The organism is Budvicia aquatica DSM 5075 = ATCC 35567 (assembly GCF_000427805.1).
Classification (GTDB): domain Bacteria; phylum Pseudomonadota; class Gammaproteobacteria; order Enterobacterales; family Enterobacteriaceae; genus Budvicia; species Budvicia aquatica.
The window spans coordinates 24,318-39,423 of record NZ_ATYS01000034.1; the positions used below are offsets into that span (position 1 = coordinate 24,318).

At 47.3% G+C, this 15,106-nt stretch carries 12 protein-coding genes; 6 read left to right on the forward strand and 6 right to left on the reverse strand.

All coding sequences use genetic code 11. The features are described 5' to 3' along the window. Positions 1-19 precede the first annotated feature (19 nt). The 3 genes from glnG to glnA all read right to left on the reverse strand — a co-directional run bounded on the left by glnG (position 20) and on the right by glnA (position 4,138). The gene (glnG, locus tag YWE_RS0114155) at positions 20-1,438 is read right to left on the reverse strand and encodes a nitrogen regulation protein NR(I) (RefSeq protein ID WP_029095135.1); all 1,419 of its coding nucleotides are present in this window, start codon (positions 1,436-1,438) and stop codon (positions 20-22) included. Between the two features lie 8 nt (positions 1,439-1,446). After that, positions 1,447-2,496, reverse strand: coding sequence for a nitrogen regulation protein NR(II) (glnL, locus tag YWE_RS0114160; protein ID WP_029095136.1), 1,050 nt, complete (start codon positions 2,494-2,496; stop codon positions 1,447-1,449). Positions 2,497-2,728: 232 nt separating this feature from the next. Beyond that, entirely contained in the window at positions 2,729-4,138 is a 1,410-nt protein-coding gene (gene glnA / locus YWE_RS0114165) for a glutamate--ammonia ligase (RefSeq protein WP_029095137.1), read from the reverse strand. A 363-nt stretch (positions 4,139-4,501) separates the two neighbouring features. Between glnA and typA the strand changes: the two genes are divergently transcribed. Then, positions 4,502-6,328 (forward strand): ribosome-dependent GTPase TypA, encoded by a 1,827-nt coding sequence (gene typA / locus YWE_RS0114170; protein WP_029095138.1) that lies wholly within the window; start codon positions 4,502-4,504, stop codon positions 6,326-6,328. Positions 6,329-6,398: 70 nt separating this feature from the next. On the opposite strand, the gene YWE_RS0114175 is transcribed toward typA, so the two are convergent. Continuing rightward, a complete protein-coding gene (locus YWE_RS0114175; RefSeq protein ID WP_029095139.1) occupies positions 6,399-6,788 on the reverse strand; it encodes a YidB family protein in 390 nt (129 codons plus the stop codon). Positions 6,789-7,242: 454 nt separating this feature from the next. Here YWE_RS0114175 and yihX point away from each other — a divergent pair, with 454 nt between their 5' ends. From yihX to YWE_RS0114200, 5 genes are all read left to right on the forward strand, one after another. After that, the gene (yihX, locus tag YWE_RS0114180) at positions 7,243-7,830 is read left to right on the forward strand and encodes a glucose-1-phosphatase (protein ID WP_029095140.1); all 588 of its coding nucleotides are present in this window, start codon (positions 7,243-7,245) and stop codon (positions 7,828-7,830) included. 106 nt (positions 7,831-7,936) lie between these two features. Then, entirely contained in the window at positions 7,937-8,827 is an 891-nt protein-coding gene (locus YWE_RS0114185) for a virulence factor BrkB family protein (RefSeq protein WP_036016130.1), read from the forward strand. Beyond that, positions 8,827-9,261 carry a D-aminoacyl-tRNA deacylase gene (gene dtd, locus YWE_RS0114190; RefSeq protein ID WP_029095142.1) on the forward strand — a complete coding sequence of 145 codons (435 nt, stop codon included), beginning with the start codon at positions 8,827-8,829 and terminating at the stop codon, positions 9,259-9,261. Before YWE_RS0114185 ends, dtd begins: the two co-directional genes overlap by 1 nt. A gap of 70 nt (positions 9,262-9,331) precedes the next feature. Next, entirely contained in the window at positions 9,332-10,246 is a 915-nt protein-coding gene (fabY, locus tag YWE_RS0114195) for a fatty acid biosynthesis protein FabY (RefSeq protein ID WP_029095143.1), read from the forward strand. Between the two features lie 123 nt (positions 10,247-10,369). Continuing rightward, positions 10,370-11,359: an MBL fold metallo-hydrolase gene (locus tag YWE_RS0114200; protein ID WP_029095144.1), complete on the forward strand. Its 990-nt coding sequence runs from the start codon at positions 10,370-10,372 to the stop codon at positions 11,357-11,359. A gap of 67 nt (positions 11,360-11,426) precedes the next feature. On the opposite strand, the gene YWE_RS27350 is transcribed toward YWE_RS0114200, so the two are convergent. Both YWE_RS27350 and YWE_RS0114210 read right to left on the reverse strand, forming a co-directional pair. Further along, positions 11,427-13,199, reverse strand: a complete 1,773-nt coding sequence (locus YWE_RS27350) for an AsmA family protein (protein ID WP_051323346.1) — start codon at positions 13,197-13,199, stop codon at positions 11,427-11,429. Between the two features lie 267 nt (positions 13,200-13,466). After that, positions 13,467-14,870 carry a uracil-xanthine permease family protein gene (locus YWE_RS0114210; RefSeq protein ID WP_029095145.1) on the reverse strand — a complete coding sequence of 468 codons (1,404 nt, stop codon included), beginning with the start codon at positions 14,868-14,870 and terminating at the stop codon, positions 13,467-13,469. Positions 14,871-15,106: the final 236 nt, after the last annotated feature.

Below are 15,106 nucleotides of genomic sequence, written 5' to 3' on the forward strand. Positions count from 1 at the left end.
CCGTAAGCGATTAGCTCGCCTATTCCATATCCAATTCTTTAAGCTTTCGGGTCAGAGTATTTCGACCCCAGCCCAACAACTGTGCCGCTTCTTGTTTATGCCCGTGAGTATGGCGCAGGGCAACGCTGAGGAGAACCCGCTCCATATCGGGTTGAGCTTCAGACAGTAAGTCCTGTTTACCCGCGATCAGTGCCTGCTCAGCCCAACGCTCAAGTAAAGTAGTCCAGCTGCCGTCCTGAACGGTAATAGGGCTTTCTGGAGCCTCTGGATCGTATACAAACAGCTCTTCCGGCAGATCCTGCGGTAAGACTTCTTTTCCGGCAGCCATTACGGTCAGCCAGCGGCAGGTATTTTCTAACTGACGCACGTTACCCGACCATTCCATACGGCTTAAGGCTTTTTCAGTATCGGGGTGAAGTATTTTAGCTTCGACACCCAGCTCTTGGGCCGTTATCAGTAAAAAGTGGCGGGCTAAACGGGGAATATCTTCCCGGCGTTCACGTAGCGGCGGGAGATGAATTCGAATAACGTTTAGGCGGTGGAATAGATCTTCACGGAATTTATGTTCTTTAACTAACTGTTCGAGGTTCTGGTGAGTGGCGGCAATGATTCGAACGTCTACTTTAACTGAAGCATAGCCACCGACCCGATAGAACTGACCATCGGCCAACACTCGCAGCAGGCGGGTTTGTACTTCCAACGGCATATCGCCAATTTCATCTAAAAAAAGCGTACCGCCGTCTGCCTGTTCAAAGCGGCCTTGCCGGACCTGATTAGCACCGGTAAAAGCCCCTTTTTCATGGCCAAACAGTTCTGATTCTATGAGATCTTTGGGGATAGCGGCCATATTCAGAGCGATGAACTTGCCTCCGGCGCGCGGGCTATGCCGGTGTAAAGCATGAGCGACCAGCTCCTTTCCGGTACCGGATTCACCATTAATTAATACGCTAATGGATGACAGTGAAAGCCGACCGATAATCCGATAAACATCCTGCATCGCAGGGGCTTCACCAATAATATCGGTGGTGGGATCTTTCGGTATAGCTTTGCGTTCAGGCTGGCGTATTTCCTGATAGTGGCTGATAGCCCGTTCAACTAACGCAACGGCTTCATCAATATCAAACGGTTTTGGTAAATAATCAAAGGCACCAAACTGATAGGCGCTGACCGCGGCATCAAGGTCTGAGTGTGCGGTCATAATAATGACCGGCAGCAGTGGGTGATGTTGCTTAATTTGTTGTAATAGCGTCAGGCCATCAATTCCGGGCATGCGAATATCTGAAATTAAAACGTCGGGAGACTTCTCTGCCAGCGCCGCTAATACGTCATTAGCTGAATCAAAGCTGGTGCACGCAATATTAGCGCCGGTTAAAGCTTTCTCTAATACCCAACGGATGGCACTGTCATCATCGATAATCCAAGCGGTTCCTTGACTCATTGCAACCCTCACTGACGGATGGGCAGGTAGACCGAAAATTCGGTATGACCCGGCCAACTGTTAAACTCGATTTTGCCCTGATGTTGATCGATCAGGCTTCGGGCAATAGAAAGACCCAGTCCGGTACCACCTTCTCGCCCGCTGACCATCGGGTAGAATATGGTGTCTTGTAATAGTGTCGGAATACCGGGGCCGTTATCTTCAATATCAATACGTGCGGATAAACGATAGCGAACGCCATGCAATGTCACCTGAGAGGCCGTCCGGGTGCGGAGAATAATATTTCCCCCTTGCTTTCCCAGCGCCTGCATTGCGTTTCTGGCGATATTTAATAAGACTTGCTCGATTTGCTCAGGATCGTGGCTGAGTTCAGGCATACTCGGGTCATAGTCTCGCACAATGCTGACATTTTCTGGTTTTTCCAGCACTAAAAGCTGATAGACCCGCTCAGAGACCTGATGGATATTTTGTACTTCGCGCTGACCCGGATGCTGCGGGCCCAGCAGACGATCGACCAGATTTCGTAATCGGTCAGCCTGCTCGATAATCATTTTGGTATATTCATTCAGCGCCGGATCGGGCAAGGCTTTGGCCAATAGCTGAGCCGCACCGCGCAGGCCACCTAATGGGTTTTTAATTTCATGGGCTAAACCACGAACTAATTCTCTGGCTGCCGTTTGTTGAGCCTGCTGGAGCTGCTCTTGGCTTAAACGGCGATGATTATCTAAGGCCGAAAGCTCCATGAGAATATAGTCATCGGCTAATAGCTGAGCGCTCAGGGTTAAAACATGAAGCTGGCTATCGATCACCATAGTCACTTCATTATCAGTAAAACCTTGTCCTTCACGCAGGCTGGACCACATCAGTTCAATATCTAATGAAAGATAGTTAACTAAGTTAGGCAGTGGCGTACCAAAAAGTTTACGTGAACTCTGAACTAAAAGCTGTTGTGCAGCAGGATTGGCATAGTGAATGGCTAAAGAGAGGTCCAGAATTAAGACGCAGGTAATCTGTGAATTAAGAATCTGCTCTGTATCCGGTAGCGGAAGGATTTCCATTGATGTATGACTCCTTTGCACCAAATTAGGGCATCAACTGACAATGCTAAAAACGCACGCTCCTCATCGCCGTCTCTTCCCGTTCGTCACCCCGTTGAAAAACGGGGTCCAGACTTTAAGCTGAGTGCTAATTTGTTAGCTAAAACCGGGATCCCGTTTTTCAACGGGATGACGACAGGATAAGGCCATATTTAGGTAAAAAGACTTTGTTCCTTAAACCAACAAAAATCACTTAAACGCTGTAATACAGTTCAAACTCCAACGGATGCGGCGCCATACGAACGCGATTCATCTCGTCTTGTTTCAGCTCAATATAAGCATCGATAGAGTCATCAGTGAACACGCCACCGCGGGTTAAGAACTCACGATCGGCATCCAGACTTGCCAGCGCTTCTTCTAAAGAGCCTGCCACGGTAGGGATGTTTTTCGCTTCCTCTGCCGGTAAGTCATACAGGTTTTTATCCATGGCTTCGCCCGGATGAATTTTATTGATGATGCCATCAAGGCCAGCCATCAACTGAGCAGCGAATGCCAAATATGGGTTAGCGGCCGGATCCGGGAAGCGAACTTCGATACGACGTGCTTTCGGGCTGGCAACCACTGGAATACGAATTGACGCTGAACGGTTACGGGCAGAGTAAGCCAGCATGACCGGCGCTTCATATCCCGGGACTAAACGCTTGTATGAGTTAGTCGTTGGGTTAGCAAAGGCATTGATTGCTTTAGCGTGTTTGATGATTCCGCCAATGTAATACAGAGCCATTTCTGACAGACCGCCGTATTTATCACCGGCAAACAGGTTAGTCCCGTTTTTAGACAGTGACATATGGCAGTGCATACCAGAACCGTTATCGCCGACTAACGGTTTAGGCATAAAGGTCGCCGTTTTACCAAATGCGTGAGCAACGTTATGCACCACATATTTGTAGATTTGGGTTTCGTCTGCTTTTTTAGTCATGGTATTGAAGCGGGTAGCCACTTCATTCTGACCCGCCGTTGCAACTTCATGGTGATGGGCTTCAACAACCAGGCCCATTTCTTCCATGGTTAAACACATAGCAGAACGAATATCTTGTGATGAATCAACCGGTGGTACTGGGAAGTAACCGCCTTTCACCATTGGACGATGGCCTTTGTTTCCGCCTTCGTATTTAGTTCCGGTATTCCATGCCGCTTCAATATCATCGATATGATAGTAAGCACCTGCAATAGAGTTACCAAAACGAATATCATCAAACAGGAAGAATTCTGGCTCTGGTCCGAACAGCACGGTATCTGCGATACCGGAAGAACGCAGGAAGTCTTCAGCACGCTTAGAGATTGAACGCGGGTCACGCTCGTAGCCTTGCATGGTGCCCGGCTCAAGAACGTCACAGCGAATAATCAGCGTGGTATCATCAAAGAACGGGTCAAGCAGGGCCGTCGTTGGGTCCGGCATTAACACCATGTCGGATTCATTAATACCTTTCCAGCCACCAATAGAAGAGCCATCGAACATTTTGCCATCTTCGAAAAAGTCTGCATCAACCTGATGAGCTGGGATCGTAATATGTTGCTCTTTACCTTTGGTATCGGTAAAACGCAAATCGACAAATTTTACTTCGTGCTCATTAAGCATAGTCAAAACATGTTCAGTAGACATTGTTGTTCTCCCGGTGGCTGTATTATCTTTTCACATTTGGCATCGGTGCCATGGATAAAAGGTATGCTATAATCATGCCAAGTTTCTATTCATGGCTGTCAGATAGCCGTCTTCGGCCCTATGACAACAGAGTATGAACGAAAAACATTTTTTTGCATCTGTTATTGCACCAGAGTAGTGCGATAACGAATGGGGTTGACCTTTTTTGGTGCAATTTGTGTTTTTTCTAAACGCTTTACACCGTGAAAAGGATCACAATCCATCTAAACGATAGTTGTTTTTAATAGATCTTTGTGATCTTGTTTAGTACTTCGTCTAAAGTGTGTACAATAACGCGCTATTTCTAATGCCTGAGGCAAATCTGTGATTGAGAATCTACGTAACATCGCTATTATCGCGCACGTAGACCATGGGAAAACAACCCTGGTTGATAAGCTACTACAAATGTCCGGAACTCTCGGAGACCAACGTAACGAAGCCACTGAGCGCGTTATGGACTCTGGCGATCTTGAAAAAGAACGTGGGATCACCATTCTGGCTAAGAACACCGCCATTACCTGGAACGGTTACCGTATCAATATCGTTGACACTCCGGGACACGCCGACTTCGGTGGCGAAGTAGAGCGCGTAATGTCAATGGTTGACTCGGTGTTGCTGGTTGTAGATGCAATGGACGGCCCTATGCCGCAAACTCGTTTCGTGACCAAAAAAGCCTTTGCTAATGGTCTGAAACCAATCGTTGTAATTAATAAAGTTGACCGTCCTGGCGCGCGTCCTGACTGGGTTGTTGATCAGGTATTCGACCTGTTCGTTAACCTTGACGCAACCGACGAACAGCTTGATTTCCCAATTATTTATGCTTCTGCATTATTGGGTATCGCGGGTGACGACCATAACGAAATGACGGATAACATGGATCCCCTGTTTGAAGCTATCGTTAAGCACGTTGCTCCACCGGACGTCGACAGTGACGGTTCGTTCCAGATGCAAATTTCCCAATTAGACTACAACAACTATGTTGGCGTTATTGGTATCGGTCGTATTAAGCGCGGTAAGGTTAAACCTAACCAGCAGGTCACTGTTATCGACAGTGAAGGTAAAACTCGCAACGGTAAAATCGGTAAAGTACTGGGCCATATGGGTCTGGAGCGTATCGAAGCGCAAGTGGCTGAAGCTGGCGACATCATCGCGATTACCGGTCTGGGCGAACTGAATATCTCTGATACGGTGTGTGATGTGCAAAGCGTTGAAGCTCTGCCAGCGTTATCCGTAGATGAACCAACCGTTACCATGTATTTCTGCGTAAACACCTCTCCGTTCTGTGGTAAAGAAGGTAAGTATGTGACTTCACGTCAGATCCTTGACCGCCTGAACAAAGAGCTGGTGCACAACGTGGCACTGCGCGTTGAAGAAACTGAAGATGCCGATGCGTTCCGCGTATCTGGTCGTGGTGAACTTCACCTGTCAGTTCTGATCGAAAACATGCGTCGTGAAGGTTTCGAAATCGCGGTTTCTCGTCCAAAAGTTATCAACAAGATGATTGATGGTCGTAAACAAGAGCCATTCGAAAACGTAACGCTGGATATCGAAGAACAGCATCAGGGTTCAGTCATGCAAGCCATGGGTGAACGCAAAGGCGACGTTAAGAACATGGTTCCGGACGGTAAAGGTCGTATTCGTCTGGACTACCTGATCCCCGCGCGTGGTCTGATCGGTTTCCGTACTGAATTTATGACTATGACTTCTGGTACTGGCTTACTGTATTCAACCTTCAGCCATTATGATGATGTGCGTCCGGGCGAAATCGGCCAGCGCCAGAATGGTGTACTGGTTTCTAATGGTCAGGGTAAAGCAGTTGCGTTCGCACTGTTCAGCCTGCAAGACCGCGGTAAGCTGTTCTTAGGTCACGGTGCAGAAGTGTATGAAGGCCAAATTATTGGTATTCACTCACGTTCTAACGACCTGACAGTGAACTGCTTAACCGGTAAGAAGCTGACCAACATGCGTGCATCTGGTACTGATGAAGCGACTACGCTGGTTCCTGCAATCAAGATGTCTCTGGAGCAAGCTCTGGAATTCATCGATGATGACGAACTGGTTGAAGTAACTCCTCAGTCTGTGCGTATTCGTAAACGTTACCTGACTGAAAACGACCGTAAACGTGCTAACCGTGGCCCGAAAGAAGCCTAATAAGTTACGTTATTACCGGTTGTTAAAGTAGAAAAAGAGGCAATGAAAATTGCCTCTTTTTTCGTCTGAATTAACCGAAGAGTTTACCTTTTAGCATAGACAGACCGGCAGAAATCATATCGGCATTGCCGGGTTCCTGACCGTCAGGTGAAAGTTTGTTAACAATTTCAGGCAAAAATTGAGCAACAATACCTGAAGCCATCTGGCTATCAATACCGAGTTTTGCTGCCAGTTGCTGTAGTGCGTCACTGCTTAAAACCTGTTGTACCTGATCGCTGGAAATGGGCAGATTATTGCCGGTACTTATCCATGACTGAACGATGTCAGCCAGCCCGCCTTGGCGGAATTTGTCTAACAGGCCGGAGATTCCACCCTGTTGTTCAACCCACTGCATAATCGCAACATAATCAACGGAACCTTTGCCGCCAAGCGCTCCGCCCAACTGATCTAATAAACCCATTCTGTGGCCTCTTTAATAAGCAAAACTATTGGATATCTTATTGGTCAAACCCAATATCCTGACGTTTTTTAATTTACTTATGCCCGGCGACGCTGATAAATACGCGACAACCGTTCACAGGAGAAAGCATAAGATAACAAAAATATTATAGACCAGCGTTTGATGATATCGCATTTTTTATGGTTACTGACTGAGGTTTAAGGCGAAAAATTATCGCTTTAAAATGTGTCTATACAGGTTTTTATTGCGCGCCAGCACAGTATCCGTGTTTTGCTCTGTGCTAAAACAGAGACGGCGAATAATGGCATGCGGGTTAAACAATTATTCTGAAAGAGTTGTTAATACACTGTATTTACCTATTATTTTTATAATGCATCCGGCTTTCTGATGCGTAGAGGAAGATATCTGTGTTAGCGTAGCAATATGGAAAAACGATGAAATCGGGCGGGTGCATATGCTGTATATCTTTGATTTAGGTAATGTGATTGTCGATATCGATTTTAAGCGGGTCTTAGGGGTGTGGAGTAATTTGAGCGGCACTCCTTTAGCGACGCTCTCTGAACGCTTTACTATGGGGCAAGCTTTCGAACAGCATGAACGCGGAGAGATCGGTGACGAAGAGTTTGCTGATAAAATTTGTGCTGAACTCGGTGTATCGCTGAGTTTTGAACAATTTTCTGCCGGATGGCAGGCAATCTTCGTTGGCCAGCGTAATGAAGTAGTAGATATTATGCAGCGCCTGAGAACCGAAGGGCATCGGGTTGTGGTGTTATCCAATACCAACTCACTGCATTGCCGCTATTGGCCGGAACAGTATCCACAGGTGGGTGAGTCAGCCGATCGAATCTATTTGTCTCAGGAGCTTGGTATGCGCAAGCCTGAAGCGAATATTTATCGCTACGTTCTTGAGCAAGAAGGGACTACGCCGGAAAACACCGTCTTCTTCGACGATAACTACGATAATATCGTTGGCGCAACCGCATTGGGAATCACATCTATACATGTTGTCGATAATAAGGTTATCCCCGCTTATTTTAACTAGAATATAACCATACTCTTTGATTTTCCGTCAGCCGTAATGGCTGGCGGAGTGTCGGGCTTTGCAGTTTGCAACTGGCCAACGTGGTCTAATATTAGGCGAGAACCTCATGCCGCATTTATCCCATATTCGTGGACCTAAAAAGATTCGCCCGATTATTGCCTACGGACAATTACTGTGGACAAGGGCTAATCAAGATCGGCTGAGCGTAGTAGCAGGCAATTTAGCTTATATTTCTTTGTTATCACTGGTACCGCTGATTACGGTTGTTTTTGCGCTGTTTGCTGCCTTTCCGATGTTTTCTGAAGTAAGCGTTCAACTAAAATCTTTTGTTTTTACCAATTTTGTGCCGGCCGCCAGTGAAACTATTCAACAGTATCTGGAACGGTTTGTAGAGAATTCGAATAAGATGACGGCGATTGGTACCTGCGGTCTGATTGTGACAGCACTGTTGCTAATCAGCTCGGTTGACTCTGCGCTTAATGCCATTTGGCGCAGTGAACGACAAAGGCCCATCGTGTTCTCTTTTGCCGTTTACTGGATGGTTTTAACGCTGGGCCCGCTACTGGCCGGAGCCAGTATGGCAAGCAGTTCTTATCTGCTATCACTTGGTTGGCTGGATGTCAGCGAATTCAGCAATATGACCGATCGCCTGCTGCAAGTATTCCCGCTGTTACTCTCTTTTGTCTCCTTCTGGCTGATTTACAGTATTGTGCCTACGGTTAGCGTTCCGGCAAAAGATGCGGCCATTGGTGCGATAGTGGGGGCGGTATTGTTTGAGCTCTCTAAGAAAGGCTTTGCTCTGTACGTCACGCTTTTCCCATCCTACCAGCTGATATACGGCGTTTTGGCTGTGATACCCATATTATTTGTCTGGGTTTACCTGAGCTGGTGTATTGTATTATTCGGGGCCGAAGTGACGGTAACATTAAGTGACTACCGTAAACTGCGTGAAGATTATGACACCGATACCTCTTTAGATTCAGGAATAGAAAAATAATGATAGCGTTAATTCAGCGGGTAATCCGTGCTGATGTTGTTGTGGAAGGTCAGACAGTCGGAGCTATTGGCCACGGGCTTTTAGTGCTGTTGGGCGTTGAAAAAGATGATACGCCGGAAAAAGCCGATCGCCTGTGCGAACGCGTTCTGGGTTATCGGATATTCAGTGACGAACAGGGCAAGATGAATTTGAACGTTCAGCAGGCGGGCGGCAGCGTTCTGGTCGTTTCTCAGTTTACGTTAGTGGCTGATACGCAAAAGGGCATGCGACCGAGTTTTTCTCGCGGCGCAACGCCGCAGGATGCCGAACGTTTATATGATTATTTTAGCCAGCGCTGCCGGCTCCGTGTTCCGACTGAAAACGGCGTATTTGCTGCTGATATGCAGGTATCTTTGGTCAATGACGGGCCGGTTACTTTTAGCCTGCAGGTTTAATTGTCCGTTGCTGTTTATCTAATAAAGCATTATTAATAATCAAAAAACCAATAATAAAAAGAGAGTCAGTATGTATCACCTACGTGTCCCTGTTACTGAACAAGAGTTAAACGATTATTACCAGTTCCGCTGGGAAGTGCTGCGTAAGCCGTTGCATCAACCTATAGGTTCAGAGCGGGATGGCTATGATGCAATGGCCTATCACCAAATGGTGGTCGATAATCAGGGGCAGGTTGTCGCTGTCGGACGGTTATATATTAATGCTGATAATGAAGGCTCTATTCGCTTCCTAGCGGTTGCCGCCAATGTTCGGGGCAAAGGGCTGGGGACGTTGCTGGCGATTACTCTGGAGTCGATAGCGCGGCAGGAAGGGGTTAAGCGCGTTGTCTGTAGCGCCCGCGAAGAAACAGTCCGTTTTTTTGAAAAATTGGGTTTTGTTAATCAAGGTGAAATAACCACCCCGCAGACCACGCCGGTACGGCACTTTCTGATGAGAAAAGCGATTGCTACATTAGATGACATTCTTCACCGGCCTGACTGGTGCGCCCAATTACAAAAAGCCTGGCATAAGAATATTCCCTTGAGCGAAAAGATGGGGGTACGTATCACTCAATATACCGGTCAACGTTTTATTACTACCATGCCGGAAGCTGTGAATACCAATCTGCACCACACTATTTTCGCCGGAAGCCAGTTTTCATTGGCAACCCTGACCGGTTGGGGTCTTATCTGGTTACTGTTGCAGGAGCGCCAGCTAGGGGGGGATATTGTGTTAGTCGATGCCCATATCCGTTACCACAAACCGATAACCGGACGCCCGGTTGCGGTGGCGAGCTTAGATACGATGAAGGGAGACTTAGATCGCTTGGCCAGAGGGCGCAAAGCCAGAGTACAGCTGGAAGTTAAGCTATCAGGCGATGAGGACACTGGCTGTGTATTTGAAGGTACCTATATGGTATTGCCGGTCGAACATGATAGTAACTAACCAGCCGTAGCGGCTGGTTGCCTGCTATCTCGGCTCTATCGTTCAGCTTATAGCTTTCTACTCTGGTACCATGGGATCGTCGTTTATTCGTTTATGCCGATGATTATCTAAAGGAGTGGCGTCTTGTCCAAGGCTAATCCCTACTTTGATCCAGCTAAAAAACATCATACACCCACCGGGTTTCGTAATTTAGAGCATGACCAAATCCATTCATCTGAAGACGTAAAACGTTGGCGCAAAGAGCGTAAAGAGAACGGCTTACCAAAGCCACCGGCTTTGGGTTATCAAGGGGTTATCGACCAATGGTGGCAGCAGGCTGATTTCAGTTTTTGTGATGATGCGGTTTGGTGGTTAGGCCACGCGACTATGCTGTATCAGTTTGGCAGCGTACGGATCCTCACTGACCCGGTTTTTTCTAAACGGGCTTCTCCCGTCAGTTTCTATGGTCCTGCTCGTCGTACACCTGCGTCAGTAAGCGTTGAGCACTTGCCGCCAATTGACGTGGTGGTTATTTCTCATAATCATTACGACCATTTGGATTTGCCAAGCATCCGGCGTTTAGTGAAACATTCACCACAGGTTCGGTTTTTGGTTCCGCTGGGTTTAAAGCGACTCGTGGAGAAACAGGGTGCCCGTCAGGTTGATGAGCTTGACTGGTGGGACGACCGGACCATCAGCGGTATTACTTTTACCTGTGTTCCGGCCCATCACTGGAGCGTGCGCAGCCTGTGGGATCAGAACCAAACGCTCTGGTGTGGATGGATGATGCGAGTTAACCATAAAAATTACTATTTCCCGGGTGACTCAGCTTATTCATATACGCTAAAAGAGATTGCAGAAAGGCTGGGGAGCGTAGAGGTTGCGGCTTTGCCTATCGGCGCTTACGCGCCCCGTTGGATGATGAAAAACAGTCATATGGACCCGCAAGGGGCAGCTAGATTACATAATGACTTAGGGTGTCAGCGTTCATTTGCTATGCACTGGGGGGCGTTTGAGCTCTCCGATGAGGCATTGGACGAGCCACTGACTGAGCTGTCTGGCGCTCTGCTGGAGCAGAATATTTCACCGGACGATTTTCAAGTTATCAAGATAGGTGCGTACTTCCCGCTATGATAACTTCCCGCTATGATAAAAGGATACCGGCCATGAGCCGGTATCCTTTTTAGCCTAAGGACACACCTTACGGCATTACGGGTGTTTCTGTTAGCTGTTCTGCCGGTGAGCTTACCGAAACGTCACTCTGCTGAATCACATTATTATCCAGCGGTACGTCGCCCGGCTCTGCTAAATACTGAGTTAACTGCTGGCTCTCAGCATTGACCATTTTTAGCGTCCCTTTCAGCGTGGGTTTGCCGGTAGTTTTATCTTTAAGATGACCATTGAGCTGAAGGTTGATATTGCCGTTACCGGTTAGCGGAATCGCCTGCCAGCCCCAACTTTGTACTATATTTACCGGTACTGAACGACCGCTTAGCGTCAATTGCAATGGTCGTTCCGGCTGTTGGCCCAGCGTAGCTGTACCCTCGATCAGACCTTCTTTAGTAAACGCACTGCCCTCGGTGAAGCTAATGCTGTTCGGCGTCGCGGTTAAAACTAATGAAGGGTGGCGCAAATCGATTTTATTCAGCGTAGCTTCCGACGCATTAATATTTAGCTGACCTTCCCACAGACCAAACTGGCGATCTTTAATCATAACTAAATCGGTACCGCTGGCATCGACTGAGGTAAACTGGAACGGAAATTCCGGATTAATATCAATAAATATACTGCGATTAGTGCTGAACTTTGCGATACGCAGTTCCCGCAACCACTCGGGCTGCGGCTGTTGCAACTCATTCAACCATCCTTCCGGCAGGGTATACAGCAGTGAGGTTAGCGCGACATCATCCAGGGTTAGTACCTTAGTATTACGCTGCCATTCTCCGCTGGCCCGAACTAAACCATCCTGCCAACGGCTGCTGAATTGCTTAATTTTGACGGAGTCTTGTTCTAGTGCCAGATTCAGCACCGGGTTGGTCCAGTGCTGATCGCCATACACGACATCAAATGCGCTCATCACGGCGGTGCCGGCAGAAGACTGCCAACTGCCTTTGATTAAATTCACATCCTTCAGCGACAGCGAAAAATCACTTAATGCCCACTCCTGTCCCTGAATATTGGTATTCAGCAAGTCGAGTCGTTTAATTTCAATATCAGCATTGCCGGGAAGTTGGGTTATCTGCTCCAGCAAAGTCCCTAAACTTAGGGTGCTTTGATACTTCACATCGCTCAGACGCAGGCTTTCAATCAGCCATTTTCCTTCCGCGCTACGCTGGCCGCTGGCGGTTAGCAATCCTTTACCCAGATCGGCGCCGACGTTATTAAATAAAATTTGGCGGTCTTTAATATCGCCCTGAATTAAGGCTCTTTCTGTCTCGATTCCGTTAACCACTAATTTATCGGCACTTAGTTCAAAATGGCTATCGGTATTCGGCAGGTTCTGACCGGTTAATGACCAAGGAATAACCCCGGCATTGACCCGCTCACCCTGCATATTGAAATCGGCATTCTCAATATTCAGCGCCATATTACGCAATTGCAGGCGATCGCTGCTCAAGTTCAGCGCAGTCGCACTTTTAGATGATAAATCTAAAGCACCTTCTTCCAACACCAGACTGGAAAAGTGGAATGGGGATTCCCATTGGTTAGCCGTGAGGCCCAGAGTTACTTTTTTAGCGATAAGTATCGGGGATTGTTCTTTTTGTTTTAGTTCGACACCATTTAGGACCACTTTAGACGGGTCAGTAATATCGTAATCGATATTGCCTAATGAGAGTTGGTAATGCGTGTTGTCATTCACCCACTGACTAGCCCACTTGGCTGCGTAAGATGTTTGTCCGATAAAATAGACAGCCACCAGCGCCAGAAGTATCAGGCATAAAACAACGAATAATAATTTTCGGATGAATCTCATGGCCTAGACCTGAATAAAATGTTGAGATGAAGCCCCTTTATGCCGTATTTACAACGCGATCACAATGAAAATAGTGAGAATATATGTGTAAGGGCCGCGCTATTTTTAGCGCAATGGCAGATAAAGGAGGGGCAGATTTCACAATCTTCTTTGATCTTTGGCTACAGGATAATAGACATATTCCAATGCTGTTTTTTTGTTGAGTAAACAAAATTAAAGGGCCATATAAATGGCCCTTTAGAGGAAATACGCCGTCCAAAATAAACGTTATTTCTCGTACGGGAAGATCAAATTCAGCACGATCGCCGTAATACCGCCGGCAGCAATACCGGAGGACAGTAACGTTTTCAGCCATTCCGGAGCAAACTGCAAAATAAGCGGTTGTTGAGATACGCCCAAACCAACGGCCAGCGACAGGGCCATAATCATAATTGCACGACGGTTAAGCGTTTCCCGTGACACGATCCGCACGCCTGATGCGGCAATAGTACCGAACATCACCAGCGTTGCGCCGCCCAGAACCGGTTCTGGAATGCTCAGTACAAAGTCACTGACAAACGGGAACAGGCCAAGTATCACCAGCATTATCGCCACAACATAGCCCACATAGCGGCTGGCTACGCCGGTAAGCTGTATCACGCCATTGTTCTGACCGAAGCAGGAGTTAGGGAAGGTGTTGAATACCGCTGATAGCATCGAGTTTAAACCGTTAGCTAACACCCCGCCTTTCAGGCGCTTCATATAAACCGGACCAGTAACCGGTTGTTCTGATACGTCAGAGGTGGCGGTGATATCGCCAATGGTTTCCAAAGAGGTGATCATAAATACTAACATCAGTGGAATGAGTAGCGTCCAGTCGATACCTAATCCGTAATAAAGCGGCGTCGGAACCATGATTAACGGGCTCTCAACGTTGACGCGCTCCGGTAACATATCCATAAACCATGCCAGTATATAGCCAATCGCCATCGCGATAACCAGTGACGAAACTCGCAGATAAGGGTTGCGTTGACGGTTAAGTAAAACGATGGTCGCCAGTACAACACCGGCTAACAGCAAATTCTGAGGCGAACCAAAAGTATTGTTAGTTTCAGACATGGCACTGTAGCCGCCGCCGATAGAAATCAGCCCAACTTGAATCAGCGACAGGCCGATAATCATCACCACGATACCTGATACCAGCGGAGTAATAATGCGCTGGGCCAAATGTAATACTCTTGATAGGAAAATTTCAGTGCAGGATGCCAGCATCAGCGTGCCGAACAGGGTCGCCATCATGGTCGGTACATCAGCCCCGCCGTTTTTCAACGCAGTGCCACCCATAATCAGCGGGGCAACAAAGTTAAAGCTGGTGCCTTGAATAGACAACAGGCCCGAGCCAACCGGCCCCCAGGTACGGATTTGTAGCAAAGAGGCGAGGCCAGAGGCAAACAGTGACATGCTGATAATATGCTGAGTATCTTTAGCCGGCAGGCCAAGAGCCTGACAAATCAACATGGCCGGGGTAATTACGGCAACAAACATCGCCAGTAAATGCTGAAATGCAGCAAATAGCGTTTGAGGCAACGGTGGACGATCTTCAAGATGATAAATCAGTTCACTGCTGGATTTTTTATCGCTGATTTTTGGGGTACTGATTGCCCCGGATACGGAGTGTGAGCTGCTAGCCATAATTAAGATACAAAACCTCTAAAGCCACAAAGAGCGCATTTTAATGATATTTCTTACGATAGCAATCGTTTGCCTATCTTATTTTTTCCTACCTCATCTCATGACTTCGAAAATCTATCGCTAGCCTATGTGGATTGTTCCACCCATTTTTTTACCGCCTCATTTCGTGATCTGTTACACAAATGTAATCAATATATCCAACTTGTTACGATTCAGTTAAATAACGCCTTGACGGA

Excerpts from the sequence above, each read along its gene's own strand:
- glnG (WP_029095135.1), bottom strand. The coding sequence starts at position 1,438 with ATGAGTCAAGGAACCGCTTGGATTATCGATGATGACAGTGCCATCCGT.
- glnL (WP_029095136.1), bottom strand. The coding sequence starts at position 2,496 with ATGGAAATCCTTCCGCTACCGGATACAGAGCAGATTCTTAATTCACAG.
- glnA (WP_029095137.1), bottom strand. The coding sequence starts at position 4,138 with ATGTCTACTGAACATGTTTTGACTATGCTTAATGAGCACGAAGTAAAA.
- YWE_RS0114175 (WP_029095139.1), bottom strand. The coding sequence starts at position 6,788 with ATGGGTTTATTAGATCAGTTGGGCGGAGCGCTTGGCGGCAAAGGTTCC.
- yihX (WP_029095140.1), top strand. The coding sequence starts at position 7,243 with ATGCTGTATATCTTTGATTTAGGTAATGTGATTGTCGATATCGATTTT.
- YWE_RS0114185 (WP_036016130.1), top strand. The coding sequence starts at position 7,937 with ATGCCGCATTTATCCCATATTCGTGGACCTAAAAAGATTCGCCCGATT.
- dtd (WP_029095142.1), top strand. The coding sequence starts at position 8,827 with ATGATAGCGTTAATTCAGCGGGTAATCCGTGCTGATGTTGTTGTGGAA.
- fabY (WP_029095143.1), top strand. The coding sequence starts at position 9,332 with ATGTATCACCTACGTGTCCCTGTTACTGAACAAGAGTTAAACGATTAT.
- YWE_RS27350 (WP_051323346.1), bottom strand. The coding sequence starts at position 13,199 with ATGAGATTCATCCGAAAATTATTATTCGTTGTTTTATGCCTGATACTT.
- YWE_RS0114210 (WP_029095145.1), bottom strand. The coding sequence starts at position 14,870 with ATGGCTAGCAGCTCACACTCCGTATCCGGGGCAATCAGTACCCCAAAA.